The 22,455-nt window shown below is 73.9% G+C and carries 20 protein-coding genes; 8 read left to right on the top strand and 12 right to left on the bottom strand.

What is annotated here, in order from left to right:
• Positions 1–197 precede the first annotated feature (197 nt).
• Positions 198–617 (bottom strand): ATP-binding protein, encoded by a 420-nt coding sequence (locus ABT154_RS30585; protein ID WP_056553975.1) that lies wholly within the window; start codon positions 615–617, stop codon positions 198–200.
• Between the two features lie 112 nt (positions 618–729).
• Positions 730–1,098, bottom strand: coding sequence for an STAS domain-containing protein (locus ABT154_RS30580; protein WP_351861126.1), 369 nt, complete (start codon positions 1,096–1,098; stop codon positions 730–732).
• Positions 1,099–1,320: 222 nt separating this feature from the next.
• Here ABT154_RS30580 and ABT154_RS30575 point away from each other — a divergent pair, with 222 nt between their 5' ends.
• The 3 genes from ABT154_RS30575 to ABT154_RS30565 all read left to right on the top strand — a co-directional run bounded on the left by ABT154_RS30575 (position 1,321) and on the right by ABT154_RS30565 (position 5,777).
• The gene (locus tag ABT154_RS30575) at positions 1,321–2,232 is read left to right on the top strand and encodes an RNA polymerase sigma factor SigF (RefSeq protein WP_317875961.1); all 912 of its coding nucleotides are present in this window, start codon (positions 1,321–1,323) and stop codon (positions 2,230–2,232) included.
• A gap of 207 nt (positions 2,233–2,439) precedes the next feature.
• On the top strand, positions 2,440–3,639 hold the full coding sequence (locus ABT154_RS30570) for a DegT/DnrJ/EryC1/StrS family aminotransferase (RefSeq protein ID WP_351861124.1): 1,200 nt from the start codon (positions 2,440–2,442) through the stop codon (positions 3,637–3,639).
• Positions 3,636–5,777 (top strand): lipopolysaccharide biosynthesis protein, encoded by a 2,142-nt coding sequence (locus ABT154_RS30565; RefSeq protein WP_351861122.1) that lies wholly within the window; start codon positions 3,636–3,638, stop codon positions 5,775–5,777. Before ABT154_RS30570 ends, ABT154_RS30565 begins: the two co-directional genes overlap by 4 nt.
• A gap of 58 nt (positions 5,778–5,835) precedes the next feature.
• Here ABT154_RS30565 and ABT154_RS30560 read toward each other — a convergent pair whose 3' ends face one another.
• From ABT154_RS30560 to ABT154_RS30540, 5 genes are all read right to left on the bottom strand, one after another.
• Positions 5,836–6,294 carry a hypothetical protein gene (locus ABT154_RS30560; protein WP_351861120.1) on the bottom strand — a complete coding sequence of 153 codons (459 nt, stop codon included), beginning with the start codon at positions 6,292–6,294 and terminating at the stop codon, positions 5,836–5,838.
• A gap of 44 nt (positions 6,295–6,338) precedes the next feature.
• Positions 6,339–8,345 (bottom strand): hypothetical protein, encoded by a 2,007-nt coding sequence (locus tag ABT154_RS30555; protein WP_351861119.1) that lies wholly within the window; start codon positions 8,343–8,345, stop codon positions 6,339–6,341.
• Positions 8,346–8,439: 94 nt separating this feature from the next.
• Positions 8,440–9,267 carry a polysaccharide deacetylase family protein gene (locus ABT154_RS30550; RefSeq protein WP_351861117.1) on the bottom strand — a complete coding sequence of 276 codons (828 nt, stop codon included), beginning with the start codon at positions 9,265–9,267 and terminating at the stop codon, positions 8,440–8,442.
• Entirely contained in the window at positions 9,264–10,679 is a 1,416-nt protein-coding gene (locus ABT154_RS30545; RefSeq protein ID WP_351861116.1) for a glycosyltransferase family 2 protein, read from the bottom strand. The genes ABT154_RS30550 and ABT154_RS30545 overlap by 4 nt, the downstream gene beginning before the upstream one ends.
• 96 nt (positions 10,680–10,775) lie before the next feature.
• Positions 10,776–11,867, bottom strand: coding sequence for a GNAT family N-acetyltransferase (locus ABT154_RS30540; protein WP_351861114.1), 1,092 nt, complete (start codon positions 11,865–11,867; stop codon positions 10,776–10,778).
• 564 nt (positions 11,868–12,431) lie between these two features.
• Here ABT154_RS30540 and ABT154_RS30535 point away from each other — a divergent pair.
• The 4 genes from ABT154_RS30535 to ABT154_RS30520 all read left to right on the top strand — a co-directional run bounded on the left by ABT154_RS30535 (position 12,432) and on the right by ABT154_RS30520 (position 14,589).
• Positions 12,432–12,788 (top strand): hypothetical protein, encoded by a 357-nt coding sequence (locus ABT154_RS30535; RefSeq protein ID WP_351861112.1) that lies wholly within the window; start codon positions 12,432–12,434, stop codon positions 12,786–12,788.
• Positions 12,789–12,930: 142 nt separating this feature from the next.
• Positions 12,931–13,656: a dienelactone hydrolase family protein gene (locus tag ABT154_RS30530; RefSeq protein WP_351861110.1), complete on the top strand. Its 726-nt coding sequence runs from the start codon at positions 12,931–12,933 to the stop codon at positions 13,654–13,656.
• A gap of 67 nt (positions 13,657–13,723) precedes the next feature.
• Positions 13,724–14,242, top strand: a complete 519-nt coding sequence (locus ABT154_RS30525; protein WP_351861108.1) for a hypothetical protein — start codon at positions 13,724–13,726, stop codon at positions 14,240–14,242.
• Positions 14,239–14,589, top strand: coding sequence for a VOC family protein (locus ABT154_RS30520; protein WP_351861106.1), 351 nt, complete (start codon positions 14,239–14,241; stop codon positions 14,587–14,589). The genes ABT154_RS30525 and ABT154_RS30520 overlap by 4 nt, the downstream gene beginning before the upstream one ends.
• 13 nt (positions 14,590–14,602) lie before the next feature.
• Here the strand turns inward: ABT154_RS30520 and ABT154_RS30515 are convergent, their stop codons facing one another.
• The 5 genes from ABT154_RS30515 to hutU form a co-directional block, all read right to left on the bottom strand.
• Complete coding sequence (locus tag ABT154_RS30515) at positions 14,603–15,241, bottom strand: LysE family translocator (protein ID WP_351861104.1); 639 nt, start codon at positions 15,239–15,241, stop codon at positions 14,603–14,605.
• A gap of 263 nt (positions 15,242–15,504) precedes the next feature.
• A complete protein-coding gene (gene hutI, locus ABT154_RS30510; RefSeq protein ID WP_351861102.1) occupies positions 15,505–16,674 on the bottom strand; it encodes an imidazolonepropionase in 1,170 nt (389 codons plus the stop codon).
• A gap of 105 nt (positions 16,675–16,779) precedes the next feature.
• Positions 16,780–18,120, bottom strand: a complete 1,341-nt coding sequence (locus ABT154_RS30505) for a formimidoylglutamate deiminase (RefSeq protein ID WP_351861100.1) — start codon at positions 18,118–18,120, stop codon at positions 16,780–16,782.
• The gene (locus ABT154_RS30500; RefSeq protein WP_351861155.1) at positions 18,111–19,313 is read right to left on the bottom strand and encodes an allantoate amidohydrolase; all 1,203 of its coding nucleotides are present in this window, start codon (positions 19,311–19,313) and stop codon (positions 18,111–18,113) included. The genes ABT154_RS30505 and ABT154_RS30500 overlap by 10 nt, the downstream gene beginning before the upstream one ends.
• 17 nt (positions 19,314–19,330) lie before the next feature.
• The gene (gene hutU, locus ABT154_RS30495; protein ID WP_351861098.1) at positions 19,331–21,007 is read right to left on the bottom strand and encodes a urocanate hydratase; all 1,677 of its coding nucleotides are present in this window, start codon (positions 21,005–21,007) and stop codon (positions 19,331–19,333) included.
• A gap of 104 nt (positions 21,008–21,111) precedes the next feature.
• On the opposite strand from hutU, the gene ABT154_RS30490 reads away from it, so the two are divergent.
• Complete coding sequence (locus ABT154_RS30490) at positions 21,112–22,437, top strand: type III PLP-dependent enzyme domain-containing protein (RefSeq protein ID WP_351861095.1); 1,326 nt, start codon at positions 21,112–21,114, stop codon at positions 22,435–22,437.
• Positions 22,438–22,455: the final 18 nt, after the last annotated feature.

Raw genomic sequence — 22,455 nt, 5'->3', positions numbered from 1 at the left:
GAACCTGACGGTCTTTCAGATTGGGCGTCAAGGTACGCCTGAGGCCATGAGGAGGGAAGGCAGGGGAACGTGCGGAGTTGTGAAAGTCCCCAGGAGACGCCCCGAGGGCGGGGCGGGAGGCGCGCGCGGAGGGTGCCGCTCGCGGGAGAACCCCGGACGGGAGGCGCGCGCGGAGGGTGCCGCTCGCGGGGAAAGTCCTAGGCGGGAGCCGCGAGTTCGGCCCAGACCGTCTTCCCCGGGGCGCCCGGGGTGCGCTCGATGCCCCAGTCGAGGCAGAGGCGCTGCACGATGAACATCCCATGGCCGCCGGGCCGCCCCGACCGGTGCGGGGTGCGGGGCGCGGGCTGTCCGGCGCCCCGGTCGGTGACTTCGAGGCGCAGCACCTTGGGCAGGCGCAGGACGCGCAGCCGCTCGGGGCCCTCGGCGTGCAGACAGGCGTTGGTGACCAGCTCGGAGACGACGAGCAGGACGTCCTCGGCGGCGGCCCTGCGGTCGGCGGTGGCGGCCGGCAGCCAGCCCCACTCGTGGAGCGCGGTCCGCGTGAAGTCGCGGGCGAGCGGCACGGTGCCGCTGGTCTCGCCGAGGGCGAGCGTACGGACGTCGGAAGCTTGGTCCATCAGCGCTTCACCTCACCGATCGACGGGACAGGGACGGAACAGAGGGGCGGACGTGCGGGGCGTCCTGAGCGGACCGGGGAGGGGGCGGGCCCCAGCGCCGGGCGTGCGGGGCTCAGCCGGGAAGGGCCGTGGCGAGTGTCTCGTGCACGGTGAAGACGGCCTCCGCGCCCGTGATGTGGAACACCCGGGCCACCGGGGGTCGCATCGCCACCAGATGGACCCCGCCACCGGCGGCCTCCGCCCGCAGCCGGGCGCCGAGCAGCACGTTGAGTCCGGTGGAGTCGCAGAAGTCCAGACCCGAGCAGTCCAGGACGAGCCGTGCCCGGCCCGCGTCGAGCGCGTCGTCCAGGGGGCCGCGCAGCAGCTCGGCGGTGTGGTGATCGAGCTCACCCGCCGGCGCGAGGACTTCGCTCGCACCCACGGTCCGGACCTCGACCCGCAACCGCGCGGGCGGCGCGCTCCCGATGTGCTGGCGGTCCATGGCCGTGCCTCTTCTCGCTCTCGCGGATGCCGACTGACGTGCCTCGAACCCTACAAGCGGGCCGCCCTCCCGCGCACACAAGGCCCACCACAAACCAGGACAAAGCGAATTGTCGATACTTGCGACCTTCCCCGCCGAGCAGGTAGGGCTAGTAGAGAACACCCGACACGACCGGCCTCGGAGGCGCCGCAAACCGCAGCAGAAGACCCCAGAAGGAGACTCATGTCACCCCGGCTCGACGCCCCGCGTACCCCCGACGCGCCGTCGGCAGCAGTTCCGCTCGGCCGCCTGCCCACCCACTCCCCCGATCATGCGTTCCAACTCCCGGAACAGCTCGTCGATCAGCCCCTCGACCGCATCGGACCGGTCGACGCGCGCGCTCTGTCGAAGCAGCTGTTCGCCCGGCTCGCCGAGCTGGAGGAGGGCACCCACGACCACGCGTACGTCCGCAACACCCTCGTCGAACTCAACCTGGCCCTGGTGAAGTTCGCCGCCGCCCGGTTCGGCACCCGCAGCGAGCCGATGGAGGACATCGTCCAGGTCGGCACCATCGGCCTGATCAAGGCGATCGACCGCTTCGAGCTGACCCGCGGCGTCGAGTTCCCCACCTTCGCGATGCCGACCATCATCGGCGAGATCAAGCGCTTCTTCCGCGACACCTCCTGGTCCGTGCACGTACCCCGCCGGCTCCAGGAGCTCCGGCTCGACCTCGCCAGGGCGGGCGACGCCCTCTCCCAGCGCCTCGACCGGTCCCCGACCGTGGCCGAACTGGCCGAGGAACTCGGCATCTCGCCCGAGGAGGTCGTCGAGGGCATGGCCGCGAGCAACGCGTACACCGCCAGCTCGCTCGACGCCCAGCCCGACGAGGAGGACGGCGGCGGCGGTGAGGCCACGCTCGCCGACCGGCTCGGCTACGAGGACCACGGGCTCACCGGGATCGAGTACATCGCCTCCCTCAAGCCGATGATCGCCTCGCTGCCCGCCCGCGAGCGGCACATCCTCTCCCTCCGCTTCGTCTCGGGCATGACCCAGTCGGAGATCGGCACGGAGCTGGGCATCTCGCAGATGCACGTGTCCCGGCTGCTCGCCCGCACCCTCGCCAGGCTGCGCCGGGGACTCACTCTGGAGGAATGACCTCCATCGCCTCGCCCGAGCCGCCAAAATGGCGGTGGAAAGGGCCCGTTCACGGTCTTCCGACCCGGGACGGGCCCTTCCGCGTGATCGGAGGGCCGTGTCGACGGGCCGTGCCCACGGGCCGGTCGACGGGGCCGGATCGACGGGATCGGTTGACGGGCCGTCCGGACCGGACCGGACCGAGCCCGGGGTTCAGGGGGGAATCACATGGTTTCTGCGTACGCGGAACTGGAAGACCGCATGCGCCGCCGGCTGGGGGGCCGGGAGTGCCTCTACGTGCCGTCCTGCCGCTTCGGCCTCTATCTCGCGCTGCGCCACTGGTGCCGGCCCGGCGGCCGGGTCCTGATGTCCCCGGTCAACGACGACGTCATCCTCTTCGTCGTCCTCGCCGCCGGGCTCCGCCCCGTGCAGGCACCGCTCGACCCGCGCGACGGCTCCGTCGACCCGTCCGCCGTTCCCGGGACGGTCTGGCGGGACCTCTCCGCGGTCCTCACCACCAATCTGTACGGGAACCCCGACCCGGCGCCCGAGCTGCGCGAGCGGTGCGACCGGCTCGGCATCCCGCTGATCGAGGACGCCGCCCACGCCATCGGCTCCACCGCCGGCGGGCGCCCGGTCGGCACGTACGGCGAGGCCTCCGTGTTCAGCCTCTCCAAGCACACCGCCGCCAAGACCGGCGGCTTCCTCACCCTCGCCGACCCGGACCTGCGCGGGGAACTCGCCGCCGCCCGGGACGCGTTGCTGCACCCGACCCGTACCACCGCCGAACTCGCCCACCTGGTACGGCCCTACGCCGAGGCCACCGTGCGCGGGCTGCGCCTGGTCGGGGCGGCCCGCGCGACGCTGCGACGGCTCGGCCTGGAGGAGCGGCCGGAGATCCGGATGCCGCTCCGCGCCGACGCGCTGAAGCAGGCCCTGCCGGCCGCGCCCGCCCTCGACCCCTTCCACTCCTGGGTCCGGGTCGACATGCACGACTACCGGCTCCGGCCGGGCCCCGGCCGCCTGCGCCGCACCGCCCGCAGACTGGCCGGCCTCGACGGCGTGCTCGACGCCCACCGGGCGGGCACGGAGCGCCTCCTCGCCACCGAGTACGGCGGGGGCCACGGAGGAAGCCACGAGGAGGTCCAGCCGCTGTTCCGGGTGCCGCTGCTCGTCGACGACCGGGACGCGGCCGTCGCCGCGCTCGCCCGGCGCCGGATCACCACCGGCTACCTCTACGACCCGCCGCTCGACCACTACGCGGGCGAGGTCTTCACCGAGCCGTCCCCCGCACCGGAACCGGCCGCCTGGTTCGCCCGGCACGCCCTGCCCGTGGACCCGCGCCGCGCCGACGAGTCCCTCGCCGCGCTGCGCGCCGCGGGCATCCGCCCGGCCGGGCCCTCGGCGGCCCCCGGAGGCGCGAGGTGACCGACTCGGTACGGCTGCGGGACGGGGAGCGGGGGGCGGACGCGGATCCGGGCGGCCACGGCCCCGACCGCAGCGGCACGGACGGTCACGGCCCGGGCCCTTCCGACGAGAGCTCCATGTTCCGCAACGCCTACGCCCTCATGCTCTCCACCGGCGTCTCCGCCGCCCTCGGCCTCGGCTTCTGGCTGGTCGCCGCCCGCTACTACTCGGAGGAGGCCGTCGGCCAGGGCTCCGCCGCCATCGCCGCGCAGCGACTCCTCGCCTCCCTCACCGCGACCACGATGATCGGCGCCGTCGTCCGGTACGTGCCCCGCGCCGGCCGCGCCACCGGACCGCTCGTCCTGCGCGTGTACCTGGTCAGCACGGTGGTCGTCGCCGTCGCCTGCGGGGTCTTCCTGCTCACCCTGGACTGGTGGGGGCCCACGTACGCCCCCCTCGGCACCCTCTCCGCCGGCCTGTTCTTCACCGCCTCCTGCGTCGGCTGGGCCCTGCTCACCCTCCAGGACGGCGTCCTCACCGGGCTGAGACGGGCGGTCTGGGTCCCCGTCGGCAACGCCGTCTTCTCGCTCGGCAAGCTCGTCCTGCTCGTCGTCCTCGCCGCCGCCCTGCCGGTGCTCGGCGTCTTCGTGTCCTGGTCGGCGGCGATCGCCCTGTCCGTCGTACCGCTCGCCTGGCTCGTCTTCCGGCGGCTCATCCCCCGGCAGGCGCGCGCCGACCGGGACCGCGAACCGCCCGGCCTGCGCGAGATCGGCCGGTTCATGGCCGGGGACTCCGTCGGCGCGCTCTTCAGCCTCGCGATGATCAACCTGCTGCCGGTGATGGTCGCCGTCCGTTTCGACGCCGCCCACAACGCCTTCTTCTACACGGCCTACACCGTCGGCGGCACGATGGAGTTCATGGCCGTCAACATGGCCTCCTCGCTCACCGCGCACGCCTCCCACAGCCCCGAGTCCCTCGCCGAGGGCGTCAGGGGCGCGCTGCGCCGCATGGCACTCCTCCTCGTCCCGGTCGTCCTGCTCCTCCTCGTCCTCGCGCCGGTGATCCTCGCGCCGTTCGGCCCGGACTACGCCGAGCACGGCACGACCGTGCTCCGGCTGCTGGCCGCCGCCGCGCTCCCCCGGGTCGCGGTCGAGCTGTACATAGGGGTGCTGCGCGTCCAGGGCCGTACGGGCGTGCTCGCCCTCCTCCAGGGCGCCATGTGCGTCCTGGTGCTCGGCAGCGCGGCGCTGCTCCTCGGCCGGGTGGGCATCGCGGGCGCGGGCGTCGCCGTCCTGGCGTCCATGACGCTGATGGCGGCGGTCTCGGCCCCGGGCCTGCGGGCCGCGCTCCAGGGCCGGGCACCCGCACCCCGCGCCCCGGAGGCCGTACGGGCGAAGCCGCGCGCCGAGGACGGCTACGGCACCAACTGGGCGCGGGAGAGCGCCTATCTGCGGGGCGCGCACGACTCGGTGACGCCTGCGTTCGGCATCCCGGTGTTCGTACCCCGGCAGGAGGGGGGCGAGGCGGCGGTGGCGTCCCCGCGCCGGGCGCAGGACGGGGTGCTCGGTTCGGACCGGATGCCCACCGAGCGAGCTCCGGGCCCGGTGCTCTGGCTGTGGACCGTGCTCACACTGGCCGCCGGGCTGTTCTGGTTCCCCCTGGTCCGCTCCGGCGAGCTGAGCGTGGAGCGGCTCTCCGGCACCGGTCTGCTGACCGCGCTGCCGCCGGTCACCCTCGCCGCCGGGCTGCTGCTCGTCGCCCTCCAGGGCGCGGCCGTCGCGCTGCGGGTCTTCCGGCCGGTGTTCGCGGGGACGGTCCTGCTCGCCACCTTCCTGGCACTGCACACCGCGCCGCCGCTGCTCGGTCTGCGCCCGGCCGAGGCGGGCGGGCCCGGCGCCGTACTCCTGGGCGAGGGCCTGGAGCGGGCGGTGGCGCCGGTGGCCCTCCAGGCCTTGAGCCTGCTCCTGGTGGCGCTGCTGCTGCGGGTGGCCGGGGTGGGCTCCCGGGTCACGGCCGGGGTGGTGTGGGTGCTCGTCTGGGCGGGCTGGGCGGGTCAGCAGGCCTTCGCCGCCGCACCGCTGCCGCTCTTCCTGGGCCTGGCCGGGGGCACGATGGCGGTGTGCGCCTTCCGCGGTCTGACGTCGGGCGGTCGCGGCTGAGGCGGTTGACGCGTGGCCCGGCGCCCGGCGAGCCGGCCGCCGTGCCCGGCCCTCGCGGTCACCCGGTCCCGCCACCGGCTCCTCGCGCGCGGAACCGGGACCTACGCGCGTGCGTACGGGAGGACTTGGCGCCCTCGCGTTCGACGGCGCCGCGCGTGGCTGCCGGGAGCGGCACTCCCGGCAGGACGGCGGCGACGCTCGCGAAGAGGGCGAGGACCCCCATGAAGACGATGAGCGAGAAGGACCTGCTGAGGAACAGCGTGGTCGCGACGAGGGTGGCCACGGACAGGCTGACGGGCGCGGCGAGCGCCAGCGCCTCCAGACGGGCGCCGGGGCGCAGTCCGGTCGGCTGCGGGAACAGCAGCGCGAGGCCGGGCCCGAGCGCGACGAACGCGAGGACGGGGATCCAGCGCAGCGGGGAGCCGCCGGGGAGGGCGGTCGCCGCGAGCGCGACCCATCCGGAGGCCGCGAGGGCGGCCCTGCGCTGGACTCGCGGGGTCGGGCGGGGGAGAGCCATGGCGTACCTGCTCCTCGTACGTGGGGTCCGGGGGGGATGGACGTTCAGCCGCCGGTGGTGGGCCGGTAGCGGAGGACGACGCCGTAGGTGTTCTCCTCGACGACCTGGAAGAGCGGGGAGCGCTTGAGCGCCGCCTCGATGCTGTCGAAGCCGCCCTCGGGGAGGTAGCCCTCGCCGATGACGGCCTCGCCCTGGGTGCGGGTGAGGATCACGTACGCCGGGCAGTCCTGCGGGATGCCGCCGGCCAGGTAGCCCGCCGGGTCCTTCAGCATCCGGAGGTTCTCGTCGACCTCCTGCTCGGTGAAGAACCAGCGCACGTACCGGTCGTAGCGGTAGTACGAGTCGGGGAACGCGCCGGTCGCCGCCAGGATGAGGGAGCCCTCGGGCGCCCGGTCGAAGGCGCGGCGGGTGAGCGCGGTCTCGGCGGGCGGCGCGTAGTGCATGCCCTCCTTGCCGTAGTACGAGGGCAGGAAGCCGGCGAGCATGGCGACGAGGGTGACGGGCAGCGCGACGAGCATCGCCCGGCGGGCGGTCACGGCGGCGCGGCTCGCGGCCCCGGCGGCGGGGACGAGCGCGGCGGCGGCGAAGAAGGCGGCGCCGGGGAGCCCGAAGAGGTAGACCCGGAAGATCATCTCTCCGCCGTAGTCGTTGACCGCGAACATCGGCAGGGGCGCGGCGGCGGCGAGCAGCAGCGGCAGGGCGCTGCGGACGAGTCCGCGGCGGAGCAGGACAGCGGCGACGGCGAGCCCGCCGAGGGCCAGGACCATCAGTATGTTGGCGTCGCCGACGAGTTCGGGCCCGGGTCCCGTGGGGTCGCCCGCGAAGCCGGGGCGGGAGTTGCCGAGCAGGTCGCCGGCCTTCTCGCGGAGGGTTCCGAGGGTGGTGAGGAACAGCTCGCGGCCCATCGTGAGGTTCCAGGCGAGCATGACGAGGCCGGTGGTGACGAGCAGCCCGATGTTGCGGTAGCGGCGGGTGAGGCAGAGGGCGAAGAGGGTGGCGCACAGCATGATCGGGGTCAGCTGGTGGCTGGCGTTGATGGTGGCGATCAGCGGCAGCAGGATCACCACGGCGACGGCCCGCTGCCGGGTCGTCGTGGGCGGCGGGACGGCGGAGGCCGCCGGGTCGAGGGTGCCCCGGTCGCGCAGCGTGCCCGCCGAGCCGGGCAGCACGAAGTGCCGGACGACGACGGCGAAGACGGTGAGGTAGAGCAGGTACGAGAAGCCCTGCGGGGACAGGTAGTCCTGGCCGACCCAGTTCGCCAGCTGGAAGATCCACACCCCGGTCCACACGAGCCGCCAGTCGTCGCTGAACGTGCGGTAGATCAGGATGAGGACGGGCACCAGCAGCAGGCCGAGCGCGACCGGCGCCCAGTTGATGAAGGAGGCGGCGGCGTCCACGCCGAAGGCGCGTACGAGGGCCGCGTCGAGGGAGAAGAAGCCGGGCCACTGGTCGTACGCGGACATGCCGCCCGTCAGCTCGGCCCCGGGGTGGATGCCGCCCTCGGCGAGCATCCTGCTGATGATCGCGTCGTGCTTGGACGCCCAGGCGTAGCGGACGGTGTCGTAGAGGATCGCGGGCGGCGCCTTGAGGGCGAACAGCATGGCCGCGCAGTAGGTGGCGGGCCAGAGCGGGGCGGTGCCGGCCCGGCGCAGGGTGAGGACGAAGCCGCCGGTCAGGACGGCGAGAGCGGCGTAGAAGGTCAGCGGGAAGCGGTCCAGGAGGCCGAACTCCGCGATGTGCCGGAAGTCGATCCGGGGCAGCGCCCAGAGCCAGAGCGCGGCGGCGAGGAGCAGAGGGAGGAGGTTGAGGGCACCGGGCGAGCGGAGGACGGAGGCGGCTCGGCCGCGCGTGCGGGGCGGGCGGGGCGGGCGGGCGGACGGCTCCGAGCCTGCCGACTCGGGGGCGGTGGGCTTACGGCGGGTCCGCTCGCGGCCGGTCGCCCCGCCGCTGATGGGCTCGCCGCCTGTGGGCTGCGACGGTACGCCCTTCCCGGTCTCCGGTGCGGGCCCCTGACGCCGCACGGCCTCTTCCCCCACGGCCTCTTCCCCCACGGACTGTCCCCTTCGGCGAAGTACCGGAAGGCACTTCGGTTCTGTTCGGACTTTCAACTCACGGATGGATCACCGGAGTTGCCCTGCTTCTCGCTCAGCCGGCGAACTCGGGCCCCTTGAGCAGGGCGCGGGCCCTGCGGTACATCCGCCAGCCGACCGTGGGCAGCGAGTCCGGGTACGGCGCCGCCTTCGCGCCCCGCCCCTCCATCCACCGCTCGACGTCCGCGACCGTGTGGCTCCGGCGCAGGATGAGCCGGGCGATGCGGTAGATCTCGTCGGTACCGGAACTGAGGGCGTGCCGGACGGCGACCGCCGAGGTGTACCCGGCCGCCGCCGCGGCCCGCCGTACCGCCGGACTGTTGTAGCCGTGCGGATAGGCCAGATGCAGCACCTCGTGCCCGAGGACGTCCTCCAACACCGCCTTCGAGTCCCTGAGTTCACGGCGGAGCGCCCCCGGGGCGAGGGTGTCGAGCTGCGGATGCGTGACCGTGTGGCCGCCGACCTCCATCCCGTACCCCTCAAGGCGCGGCGCCTGCGCGAGCGTCATCATCGGCGCGGGCGGCAGCAGACAGGGCCGGCCGGGGGTGATGGCCCCGGTGGTCAGGTACGCGGTGGCCGGCAGCCCCCGGGAGGCGAGCGCCTCGGCGGTCGGCCCGACGAGGTCGGCGAAGCCGTCGTCGAAGGTGAGGACGACGGGCCGGGGCGGCAGCGGGGCGCCGGTGGCGAAGTGCGCGGCGAGCGCGCCGACGGTGACGGCGGTACGTCCGCCGGCGACGATCGCGTCGAGCTGGGAGGCGAACTCCCTCGGCGTGACGGTGAATTCGGCGATCCAGTCCGGGGGGTCCTCCATCACGGCGTGGTAGAGGAGGACGGGTATCCGGGTGTGGAGGGGAATCCGGGTGCGGCCGGGTGCGTGCGTCATGGGGTCGCCTTCCCGCGCCGGGTCCGTATGCGGGCCTTCGCGTATCCGATCGGGCCGTAGAGCATGCCGCGCCGCTCCAGCCGGGAGAGGGCGGCGGGCCAGGGGTGGTGGTGGGCGCGGTGCTCGCCGGGGACGCTGCCGCTGGCCGCTTCCTCCGTTCCGCCGCGCCGGGCGGTCATCGTCCGCGCGTACGCGAGGCCGCGTGGCAGCCGGGCGAGCAGCGCGGGCAGCAGGCGGGGGCTGCGGACCAGGGTCGCGGTGAGGTACGCGGTGAGCCCGGCCCCGTATCCGTACGCCTGGTTCCGCAGGTCCTGCCAGGTGTCGCGGTGGTGGTGCCAGACGAGGGCGTCGGCGGTGTAGCGGAGCCGGAAGCCGGCGGTGAGGACGGCGACGAAGGCGTACAGGTCGTCGCCGCCCTTCGCCGGGGTCCCGGTGCCGGTCGCCGGATCGAAGCCGCCGGCCCGCCGGAGCGCCTCGGCACGGAAGGCCATGTTGGCTCCGGACCCGAAACCGCCCGCGGTGAACGGGAAGAGCGGTTCGTCGGCGGGCGGCCGGGCGGGGTCGTACAGCCGGGGGGCGAAGCCCTTGGCGAAGCCGCCGTGGGACTCCAGGAGGATCTGGGCGGGGGTCCGCAGCCGGGCGGGCAGGATCAGGCCGGTGACGCAGCCGAGCCCGGGGTCGGCGGCGAAGGGCTCGGCGAGGGCGGTCAGCCAGTGCGGGTCGGCGATGACGTCGTCGTCGGTGAAGGCGACGACGGCGCCCCGGGCGGCGGCGAGACCGGTGTTGTGGGCGACGGCGAGCCCGGGGGTGTCCTCACGGACGTACCGGACGCGGCCGGCGTACTGCCGGGTGACGAGGTCGTGGGTGCCGGAGGTGCGGGGCGCGTTGTCGACGACGATCAGCTCGTGGTCGGGATGGTCCTGGACGAGCAGCGAGTCGAGCGCACGGGCGAGGGAGCGGGGGCGCTCACGGGTGGCGAGGACGACGGAGAGGTGGGGGGCGGGGTCCGTGGGGCCGGGAGCGGTCGCGGCGGGGTGACCGTCCGGGCCCGGGGTGCGGCGCGGAGCGGTCGCCGTGCGTCCGTCCGCACGGGAGACGGTGCGGGGAACGGGCTCCGTGGGGTGGCGGTCCTGGCGGGAGGCGGCGAGGCGTTCGGCGTCGGTGCGGGGTGGTCCGGCGTCCGCGAGGCGCCGCCGGGCGAGGGCGGCGAGTACCTCGGCGGGGTCGTCGCCGGCGGCGTAGGCACCGACGACGGTGGCGACGGGCCGCCCCCGGAGCCGTACGAGCGCGTAGACGTCACCGGGCACGACGGGCGGCCCGCCGGGAGCGGGCCGGAGGGCGGGGCCGCCGCCGTCGGGTGCGTCGAGGTCGAGCTCGGCGACGGAGATCGGCCGGGGGGCGGGGAGGCTCATCGGGGGTCTCTCGACGGACGGACGGCGACGGGGATGGGGATCGGGATGGGGATCGGGATGGGGATGGCGACGGGGACGGCGACCCCCGCCCCGCCGTTAACGGCTGCCCCGCAGCCGGGCGACATGGTTCAGGGTGGCGCGGCCCCGGGCCGCGAGTTCCGGGCGGTTGCGGACGAAGCCGTGGGCCCGGCGGGAGGGCTCGCGTGCCACCCAGTGGAGCGCGGCGCGTACGCCGGGGCGGACGACGGCACCCTCGTACACGGTCAGCTCCCCCGTCTTGAGCGCGTTCTTGTACTCGGCGTCGCCACGCCCGAGGTCCAGCATGCCGATCCCGGCCGCGGCGGCGGCCTCGGCCATCCGCAGATGGAGGACGAGGCCGGGCGAGTACTTGGCGAACTCGGGGTCGTAGGAGGGGAACCAGCAGGACAGGACGGTCGCGGACCGCAGTCCGAAGTGGGCGGCGACGGGCCGCGGGCCCGCGTAGAGCACGGAGAGGACGCCGGAGCAGCCGGGCGTGCGGAGTTCGTGGAGGCGGCGGACGAGGGTGCTGATCCATGCCTTGGCGAAGCGGTCGCGGCGGCCGGTCCTGCGGTACTGGGCGGACTTCCAGTCCATGAGGGTGCGCAGGGCCGCGGGGTCGCGCTCGTCGAAGACGAACCGGACGTCTCCGTCGGCCCGGCGGCCGAGGCGGCGTTCCTTGGCGAGGGTGGTCCGGAGGAACTTGGGGGACTGGACGCGCAGCAGGGCCTCGTACGCGGCGTAGCCCTCGCCGACGTCGATCACGGGCGAGGCGAACTCCTCGACGGCGGCGCCCTCGAAGACGGGCTGGCCGGACTCCAGGTTGTCGAACTCCCAGCCGACGAGGCCGCAGTGGCGGAGCAGGGGCCGGACGGCGGGCCGCAGACCGGCCCGGAGGACGGCGCCCTGGGCGTCGGAGACGCCGAAGCCGATGGCGCGGCCCTGGCCCAGGGGCCCCTTCTCGTAGGGGAAGAAGCCGACGGGTTCGTCGTCCGCCGACCAGACGGCGACGCGGGAACGGGGCCGGACGGTGGCGACGGCCCGGGTGAACTCGGGTTCCATGAAGGGGTTCGCGGGCGCCCCGGAATTGGCGCGCAGCTCGCGCCAGGCGTCGATCTCGCGGGCGCTCAGCTCCTCCGGCCTCACGACCCGCACGCGGACAGCGCTCACCTTGCCGACCCCCCGGTCTCCCCCTGAGTCCTGCCAGGACAGGACGCTACCCGTCCGCAACGCTCCGGGGCAGGGATACTCGGTCATTCCGTGGCCGATCCGTGAAGGAACGGACACGGCGGAGAGCGGTTGACCAAGGGGGCGGAGGCGTGGGCGAGTTGGAGATCGCCGGGCGGGGCAGGACGGCGGACGTGTACGCGCTGGACGGGGCGCGGGTGCTGCGGCGGTACCGGGAGGGCGGGGACGCGACGCGGGAGGCCGAGGTGATGACCCGGCTGGCCCGTTGCGGCTATCCGGTCCCGGAGGTGCTGGGCGCGGAGGGCTCGGACCTGGTGATGGAGCGCCTCGCGGGCCCCTCACTGCTCGACGCGCTGCTGGCCGGCACGTACGCGCCGGAACCGGCGGCCGAACTGATCGCACAACTCCTCACCCGGCTGCACGCGCTGCCGGGCGGTGCGCTGCCCGCGCACGGGCAAAAGCACTGGCCGCAGCAAGGGCCGAAGGTTGCGTTCGAGGCCCCCGGCCGCCGCACCGACATCCGCCCGCAAGGAGAGCGAAGCCCCCGTGACCAGCCGAGACACGCCCACGACGACGCTGTGGCGCCCCACCGGCCCGATCGAGCTGGACCTCGTACGGAAGCTGGCCTGCCGCGCCTGGCCGGCGCGACTGCCGGAGCAGCCGATCTTCTACCCGGTGCTCAACGAGGAGTACGCGGTCAGGATCGCCCGCGACTGGAACGTGAAGCACGACGGCGCGGGCTTCGTGACACGCTTCGAGGTGGAGACGGAGTTCCTGCGCAGGTACCCGGTCCAGCAGGCCGGCGGCCGGACGATCCTCGAACTGTGGGTGCCGGCGGAGGAGTTGGACGAGTTCAACGCGCACATCGTGGGCGAGATCGAGGTCGTCCACGAGTTCCGCTGACCTAGTGGTCGGCTCTGTAGATCCTTCGGGGGTTGTGACGGATCCTGTGAGCCACCGCCACATTTCAGAGGGGCACCCACGCTGTTCTGCCAGCGGTGAACCCCGGCCCGACCGGACTCGACGCTCACTACGGTTCAGTCTCATGACGACGATGACGACGCGTACGGTCCGGTACCCGGCCGACGGTTTGACGATGATCGGGCACCTCGCGCTCCCGGCCGGTGTCGACCGCCGGCCCGCGGTGCTGCTGGGACCGGAGGGGCCGGGGCTCAGCGATGTCGAGCGCCGCCGGGCCGATGCGCTCGCCGAGCTGGGCTATGTAGCGCTGGCCTTCGACCTTCACGGCGGGCGCTACTTGGGTGACCCCGAGGAGATGCTGGCCCGTTGCATGCCGCTGCTCGCTGATCCCGACCGGATGCGAGGCATCGGCCACGCGGCGCTGGACGTGTTGCGCGCCGAACCGCGGACCGACCCCGACCGGATCGCCGCCGTCGGCTACGGCACCGGGGGCGCCATCGGGCTGGAACTCGGGCGCGACGGCGTCGACCTGCGCGTGATCGGGACAGTCAACGCACTGACCACGGGCCGACCGGGCGAGGCGGCGCGCATTCGCTGCCCGGTGTGGGCCGGGGTCGGGTCGGAAGACCCGATCATGGCGCCCGCGCAGCGGGACGCGTTCACCGCTGAGATGCAGGCCGCGGGCGTCGACTGGCGCCTCGTGGTCTATGGCGGCGCCTTGCACGCCTTCCACCACCCGCCGGTCGACCAGCCCGTGGTCCCCGGCGTCGGCCACCACCCACGGCACGCGCAGCGAGCCTGGCGCGATGTCGTCGGCCTGCTCGCCGAGTGCCTGCCCGTGACGGAGTGATCCGGTCAGTCCGAACTCGGGCGCCCGCCCCGAAGGATTTACGGAGCCGACCACTTAGGGTGCCGCCATGGGATCACTGCTGAGGGCCGTCGGCGAGAACGCCGACGCCTCCGACTTCCTCGCCTGGCCGGGCGACTTCGAGCTCGACCGGGGCGGCCATGGTGAGGAGGTCCACCTGGTGTCGGGCGCGGCCCTGGAGGGCTTCGCGAAGGACGGGTCGGGCGGGACGTACTTCTTCTGCGGGGACGGCGGCGAGGAGCGCCCCGTCCTCTACGCGGACCCCGAGGGCCACGCGGCACTCGTCGCGATCGGCCTGCCGGAACTCCTCCGCCTCGTCCTGGCCGCCCCGTGGTGGCAGGACGCCGAGCGGGAGGACCCCGGGGCCGACCACCTGGCCGACATGCCGGACCTGCGGGACCTGGCCGCCCGCGCCGCGACGGCACTGGGCCTGGACCTGCCGTCGGAGACGGAGGCTCTGGCGCGGCTCAGCGAGGTCGTGACGACGGCGGGGCCGGGGTACGTCCTCGTCCTCACCCCGGAGAACCAGCCCTGTGCACCGCTGCTGACCTACGGGAGCGCCCGGTGACCGTTCGGCGGGTCGTGCCCGATCTTCGCACTTCGGCGGCGGAGGAGAACCGGGGGTTCTACGGTCTGCTCGGGTTCGAGGTGGTGATGGACCACGGGTGGATCACGACCCTCGCCTCACCGTCCTTCCCCGCGGCCCAGATCAGTCTGATGACCCACGACCTGACGGCCCCCGTCGTTCCCGAGCTGAGTGTGGAGGTCGACGACGTGGACGCGGCCTACGCGGCGGTCCTCGCCGCGGGCGCCGAGATCGTGCATCCCCTGACCGACGAACCCTGGGGCGTCCGCCGCTTCTTCACCCGCGATCCGGACGGGCGTGTGATCAACGTCCTGAGCCACCGGTCCTGACCGGTTCGCGCGGTCAGTTCGAGAGGGCCAGGCGGATACCGAAGGCCGCGATGACCGTGCCCGTCAGGCGGTCCAGGTAGCGGCGGGCCCGGGGTTTGCGGAGTTGGTCGCGGAGGAGGCGGGCGAAGGCGATCAGGACCGTGGACCAGAGGAGGCCCAGGACGATGTGTTCGCCGGTGAGGAGGAGGCCCATCGTGAAGTGGTCGCCGCCCGCCGGGAGGAACTGCGGCAGGACCGCCACGTAGAACGCGCCGACCTTCGGGTTCAGGAGGTTCGTCAGCGTCCCCTGGCGCCAGCCGGCCGCCAGCGAGTCGCGCTCCGCCGGCCCGTCGTCCTCCGCGCCGCCGGTCGCCGGGAGGCCCCGGAAGGTGTTGCGGAGCATCTGGACGCCGATCCACACCAGGTACGCGGCGCCCGCCCAGCGCAGGATGTCGTACGCCAGCTGGGAGGCGGTGAGGAGCGCCGTCACGCCCAGGGACGTGAGCGCACCCCACAGCAGCGTGCCGGTCTGGATGCCGAGGACGACCCCCCAGGCCCGCGCGCGGTGGCCCACGGCCGATGTGCGGAGGACCAGCGCCGTGTCGAGGCCGGGGGTGAGGGTGAGGAGCCCTACGACGAGGGCGAAGGACCATAGAGCTGTGGTGGCTTCCATGGATTGTCAGGATATCCCGGCCCGGTCCGCGTGCGGCGGGGCGTCGTCCCTCACTTCCCCCCGCGCTCCACATCCGTGCAGCGGACCTCCGGGGGGGCGAGCTCGGCGGCTCCAGCTCCGGCGGCAGCGGTGGCGGCGGCTCGGCCGGACCACGACACCGCCGACTCCCGTGCACGTCATACGAGTTGACTTCGCGTCCGAAGTCTCGGCGCCCCCGGCCGGCCGCACATGGGTACCCGTACCCGGCCTCCCGGCCCGATCACTCAGACCACACGCGCACCCGCCCGCCAGACCTCGGTCACCAGCGGGACCCCCGGCCGGTACGCCAGGTGGACGTGCGACGGGGCGTCCAGGAACGTGAGGTCCGCGCGGGCGCCGGGCGTCAGGCGGCCCACGTCCGTGCGGCGCAGGGCCGCCGCGCCGCCCGCCGTGGCCGACCAGACCGCCTCGTCCGGCGTCATGCCCATGTCCCGTACCGCCAGGGCGACGCAGAACGGGACCGAGGACGTGAACGACGAGCCCGGGTTGCAGTCCGTGGACAGCGCGACCGTCACTCCCGCGTCCAGGAGCCGCCGGGCGTCCGGCCAGTCCGCGCGGGTGGAGAACTCCGCCCCCGGGAGGAGCGTCGCGACCGTCGAACCGTTCGCCAGCGCGTCCACGTCCGCGTCCGTCAGGTGCGTGCAGTGGTCCGCGCTCGCCGCGTCCAGCTCCACCGCCAGCTGGACACCGGGGCCGTACGTCAGCTGGTTGGCGTGCACCCGGGGGTGGAGGCCCTTCGCCTTGCCGGCCGTCAGGATCGCGCGGGCCTGGTCGCCGTCGAACGCGCCCTTCTCACAGAAGACGTCCACCCAGCGGGCGTACGGTGCGCAGGCCTCCAGCATCTCGCCCGTCACCAGCTCCACGTACGCGGCCGGGTCGTCCGCGTAGTCCGGGGAGACGATGTGCGCGCCGAGGTACGTCACCTCGTCGGTGTGCTCGGCGGCGATACGGAGAGCGCGGGCCTCGTCCTCGACCGTCAGGCCGTAGCCGGACTTGGTCTCGAAGGTGGTCGTGCCCTGGCGGAGGGCTTCGCGGAGGTAGCGGGCGACGTTCTCCGACAGGGCCTCGTCGGAAGCCGCGCGCGTCGCCGCGACCGTCGTACGGATGCCGCCCGCGGCGTAGGCCTGGCCGGACATGCGGGCGTTGAACTCGGCGGTGCGGTCGCCCGCGAAGACGAGGTGGGAGTGGGAGTCGACGAAGCCGGGGATGACGGCTCGGCCGGACGCGTCCACGGACTCGTCGGCGGCGGGGGCGTTCGCCGCCGGGCCCGCCCAGGCGATGTGGTCGCCTTCCAGGACGACGGCCGCGTCCTTGACCAGGCCGAGGGGGCCGTCGCCGATGGCGGGGTCGTTGGTGACGAGGCTGCCGATGTTCGTGATGAGCGTGGTCGTCATGGTTGCTCTCCGTGGGGGGGCGGATGATTCGGGTGCGGGCCGGTGGCCCGGGTTGTGCCCACCCGTTCCGCCCCGCAGAACGATTGCCCACAACCCGGGGACGACTCAGCTCCTCAACGTGGCGATCGTCCTCGCCAACTCCTCGCCCGCGTTCGGTACGTGCACGTGGGTGCCGTTTGCGACCACGACCCGGCCGGCCACCACCACGTGGTGGACGTCCGCCGCCGTCGCCGCGAAGACCGCTGTCTCCGCCGCCAGGCGCGGTACCGGGCCCGCCGTTCGCACGGTGTCCAGCGCGATCGTCGTGAAGTCGGCCAGGGCTCCCTGCTCCAGGATGCCCGCGTCCGTCCAGCCGAGGGCCGCGTGGCCGTCCGCCGTCGCCGCGCGGAGGAGTGCCGCCGCCGGCCAGTGGCCCCGGGTGCGGGTGCGCAGGCGCTCGTTGAGCTCCATCGCCCGCGCCTCTTCGAACAGGTCGATGACCGCGTGGCTGTCGCTGCCGAGGGAGAGCGGGGAGCCGGCCCGCTGGAGGGCGACCGCCGGGCCGATGCCGTCCGCGAGGTCGCGTTCGGTCGTGGGGCACATGCAGGTGCCGGTGGCCGTCGAGCCGATCAGGGCGATGTCGGCGTCCGTCATGTGGGTGTTGTGGACGCCCGTCGTGCGCGCGCCGAGCACCCCGTGGTCCGCGAGGAGCTGCGTCGGGGTGCGGCCGTGGGCGGCGAGGCAGGCGTCGTTCTCGGCGGTCTGCTCCGAGAGGTGGACATGGAGGGGGGCCCCGCGGTCCGCCGCCCAGCGGGCCACCGTGGACAGCTGGTCCGCCGGGACCGCCCGTACGGAGTGGATCGCCGCTCCGACGCGTACACCGTCCCGGTCCTTGAGGGCCGAGACCCGCTCCGCCCACTTCTCCGCCGTGCCGTCGGTGAAGCGGAGCTGGTGCCGCTCGGGGGCGGCGCCGAAACCGGAGGAGAGGTACACGGTGTCGAGGAGGGTGATGCGGATGCCCGCCTCCCCGGCCGCCGCGATCAACGCCTCGCCCATGGCGTTGGGGTCGGCGTAGGGGGTACCGCCGGGCGCGTGGTGGAGGTAGTGGAACTCGCCGACGGCGGTGATGCCGGCGAGCGCCATCTCCGCGTACACCGCGCGGGCGAGCGCGAAGTAGCTGTCGGGGGTGAGGCGCTGGGCGACGCTGTACATGACCTCGCGCCAGGTCCAGAAGGTGCCGGAGCCGACCTGGACGGTGCCGCGCAGGGCGCGGTGGAAGGCGTGCGAGTGGGCGTTGGCGAGGCCGGGGATCGTCAGGCCGCGGAGGGCGACGGCGCCCGGCGGGGGCGCCTCCACCCCCGTGCGTACGGCCTCGATCCGGCCCTCGGAGGAAACGTCCAGGACCACGCCCGGCTCGACGTTCGTGTCGAGCCAGGCGTGTTCCAGCCAGTACGTCGTCAGCGGCACGCCAGCTCCTCCAGTACGTCGGCGAGTGCGAGGACCCCGGCCACGCAGTCGTCCTCGGCCGCGGACTCGGCCGGGGAGTGCGAGACGCCGGTGGGGTTCCGTACGAACAGCATGGCGGTCGGGATCGACTCGGACAAAATACCCGCGTCATGGCCCGCGCCCGTGCCGAGGACGGGGACCTTGCCCGCAGCCCTGTCGCCCAGGATCCGGGACAGCTCGTCGCGCAGGGCGTGCGAGAACTCCACGACGGGCGTGAAGGACTCCCGTACGACGGTGAGGTCGACGCCCTGCCGGCTGGCGTGCTCCTGGGCGGCCTTCTCGATGCCCGCGATCACGGTGTCCAGGGAGTCCTGGTCGGCGGCGCGGGCGTCGAGCCAGCCGCGGACCAGGGAGGGGATGGCGTTGACGCCGTTGGGCTCGACGGCGATCTTGCCGAAGGTGGCGACGGCGCCGGCCAGCTCGGCCTCGCGGCGGGCGGTGAGGACGGTCTCCGCGTAGGTGAGCATCGGGTCGCGGCGGTCGACCAGACGGGTGGTGCCGGCGTGGTTGGCCTCGCCCGCGAAGTCGTACCGCCAGCGGCCGTGCGGCCAGATGGAGGAGGCGATGCCGACGGGGTCGCCGGACAGGTCGAGGGCGCGGCCCTGCTCGACGTGGAGTTCGACGAAGGCGCCGATCCGGGCGAGCCGTTCGGGGTCCGGACCGATCCCCGAGGGGTCGTACCCGGCCGCCTCCATGGCCTGCGGGAGGCTGGTGCCGGTGGCGTCGCGGAGCTCGTACGCCTGCTCCTTCGTCAGCCGTCCTGCGGTGAGGCGGGAGCCGACGCAGGCGAGGCCGAAGCGGGCGCCCTCCTCGTCGCCGAAGTTGACGATGGCGAGGGGGCGCTTGAACGAGACGCCGCGGGAGCGGAGTTCGTCGAGCGCGGCGAAGGAGGAGACGACGCCGAGGGGACCGTCGTAGGCGCCGCCGTCGGGGACGGAGTCCAGGTGGGAGCCGGTGACGACGGCGTCGCCCGCGGTGGGGTCGCCGAGCCAGGCCCACTGGTTGCCGTTGCGGTCGGTCTCGACGTCCAGGCGGCGGGCCTCGGCCTGCATCCGGAACCAGAGCCGGCAGTCGGCGTCGGCCTCGGTCCAGGCGTAGCGGCGGTAGCCGCCCGAGGCGGCGCTGCGGCCGATGGGCCGCAGCGACCGCCACATGGCGTGGAAGCTGTCGCTCACGCCGAGGCCTCTTCGTCGGAGCCCTCGCGCATCGGGACGCGGACGCCCTTCTCGCCGGCGACCCGCTCGGCGATGTCGTAGCCCGCGTCGACGTGACGGATGACGCCCATGCCGGGGTCGTTCGTCAGCACGCGGCGGATCTTCTCGCCGGCGAGCTCGGTGCCGTCGGCGACCGAGACCTGGCCGGCGTGGATGGAACGGCCCATGCCGACGCCGCCGCCGTGGTGGATGGAGACCCAGGAGGCGCCGGAGGCGACGTTCACCATGGCGTTGAGCAGCGGCCAGTCCGCGATGGCGTCGGAGCCGTCGAGCATGGCCTCGGTCTCGCGGTACGGGGAGGCGACGGAGCCGCAGTCGAGGTGGTCGCGGCCGATGGCGAGGGGCGCGGCGAGGGTGCCGTCGCCGACCATGTCGTTGAACATGTCGCCGGCCTTGTCGCGCTCGCCCTGGCCGAGCCAGCAGATGCGGGCGGGGAGGCCCTGGAAGTGGACGCGCTCGCCGGCCATCTTGATCCAGCGGTGCAGGGACTCGTTCTCCGGGAAGAGGTCGAGGAGCGCCTTGTCCGTCTTGTGGATGTCCGAGGCCTCGCCGGAGAGGGCGGCCCAGCGGAACGGGCCCTTGCCCTCGCAGAACAGCGGGCGGATGTAGGCGGGGACGAAGCCGGGGAAGGCGAACGCGCGGTCGTAGCCCGCGAGCTGGGCCTCACCGCGGATCGAGTTGCCGTAGTCGAAGACCTCGGCGCCCGCGTCCATGAAGCCGACCATGGCCTCGACGTGCCTGGCCATCGACTCGCGCGAGCGCTGGGTGAACCCGGCCGGGTCCTTCACCGCCGCGTCGGCCATGTCGTCGAAGGCGACGCCGACCGGGAGGTAGGCGAGCGGGTCGTGGGCCGAGGTCTGGTCGGTCACGATGTCGATCGGAGCGCCCTCGGCGAGCATCCGCGGGAGCAGCTCGGCGGCATTGCCGAGGAGGCCGATGGAGAGCGGGCGGCGGGCGTCGCGGGCCTCGGTGGCGAGCTGGAGCGCGTGGGCCAGGTTGTCGGCCCTGACGTCCAGGTAGCGGTGCTCGATGCGGCGCTCGATGGCGCGCGGGTCGACGTCGATGCAGATCGCGACGCCGTCGTTCATCGTCACGGCGAGGGGCTGGGCGCCGCCCATGCCGCCGAGGCCGGCGGTGAGGGTGATCGTCCCGGCCAGGGTGCCGCCGAACTTCTTGGCGGCGACGGCGGCGAAGGTCTCGTAGGTGCCCTGGAGGATGCCCTGGGTGCCGATGTAGATCCAGGAGCCGGCGGTCATCTGGCCGTACATGGTGAGGCCGAGGTGCTCCAGGCGGCGGAACTCCTCCCAGTTGGCCCAGTCGCCGACCAGGTTGGAGTTGGCGAGGAGGACGCGCGGGGCCCACTCGTGGGTCCGCATGACGCCGACCGGGCGGCCGGACTGGACGAGCATCGTCTCGTCCTGCTTGAGGGTGCGCAGGGTACGGACCATGGCGTCGAAGGAACGCCAGTCGCGGGCGGCCTTGCCGGTGCCGCCGTAGACGACGAGCTTGTCGGGGTGCTCGGCGACCTCGGGGTCGAGGTTGTTCTGGAGCATCCGGAGGGCGGCTTCCTGCTGCCATCCCAGGGCGCTCAGTTCCGTACCGCGGGCGGCTCGTACGGGGCGGGGTCCTGACATGGGGGTGCCTCCTCGGATGTCGTTCAGATATTCACATCCTGGCGCTATGAATAGTTGTAGTCAACAGGGCGATGCCCCACACCCCCGCGAGTCGGGGTGATGGGATGGGTCCCATGGCCTCCTCCCGTCGCGATCTCGCCGTCCGAGCCACCGTCGATCAAGGACTCCTCTCCCCCGCCGAACCGGTCGTCGCGCTGCTCGACACCGCCGGCATCCGCGCCTCCGCCGCCGCCCTGACCAGCGCCTTCGCCGCCGTCACCGACGCCCACGTCCTGCACGCCTTCGCCGTCAAGGCCTGCCCCCTCGTCCCCGTCCTGCGCCTGCTGCACGAGACCGGGCTCGGCGTCGAGGTCGCCAGCCCCGGCGAACTCGCCCTCGCGCGCGCCGCCGGGATCCCGCCCGGCCACACCGTGCTCGACTCCCCCGCGAAGACCCCGGCCGAGCTGCGCCAGGCCCTCGCCCTCGGCATCGCCGTCAACGCCGACAACCTCCAGGAGCTGGCCAGGCTGGACGCGCTCGTCGCCTCCGCGCCCACCGCCTCACCCCTCGGGCTCCGGGTGAACCCGCAGGTCGGAGCCGGTTCCATCGGAGCACTCTCGACCGCGACCGCCACCTCCAAGTTCGGTGTGGCGCTCCGCGACGAGGGCACCCGCAAGACCGTCGTCCAGGCATATCTGGAGCGCCCCTGGCTGACCCGGCTGCACACCCACACCGGCTCCCAGGGCGTACCGCTCGCCCTGATGGCCGAGGGGGTCGGAGAGGCGTACGCGCTGGCCGAGGAGATCAACCGAGCGGCCGGCCGGCCGCAGATCGACACCCTCGACATCGGCGGCGGGCTGCCGGTGAACTTCACCTCCGACGAGGAGACCCCGACGTACGCGGAGTACGCCCGGCTGCTCGCCGACACCGTCCCCGGGCTCCTCGACGGCCGCTACCGGCTCGTCACCGAGTTCGGGCGCTCGCTGCTCGCCAAGCACGGCACCGTCCTCGCCCGGGTGGAGTACACCAAGACCTCCGGGGGCCGGCCGATCGCCGTCACCCACGCGGGCGTCCAGCTGGCCACCCGTACGGTCTACGCCCCCGAGGCCTGGCCGCTGCGCGTCCTCGCGTACGACTCCGAGGGCCGGCCCCGCACCGGGGAGGAGGTCGTCCAGGACGTGGCGGGCCCCGCCTGCTTCGCCGGGGACCTGCTCGCCACCGGCCGGGCCCTGCCCCCGCTGCGGCCCGGCGACGTGGTGGCCGTCCCGGACACCGGCGCGTACTACTTCGCCCACCACTACGCGTACAACAGCCTGCCCCGGCCCGGCGTGCACGGCTTCACGGTGGCGGAGGACGGGGCGGTCACCTTCGCGACCGTACGGAAGCCGCAGACGCTCACGGAGATCGTCGCCGAGTCGGGCGGCGGGGAGGCGGACGCGCTGGTGCGGTAGCGGGGGCCGGGGGCGGGG

The sequence above is a fragment of the Streptomyces sp. NPDC001728 genome (genome assembly GCF_040297565.1).
Lineage (GTDB): Bacteria > Actinomycetota > Actinomycetes > Streptomycetales > Streptomycetaceae > Streptomyces.
Note: the sequence above shows the minus strand (reverse complement) of the source record. Positions and strands in the feature narration are given on the sequence as shown.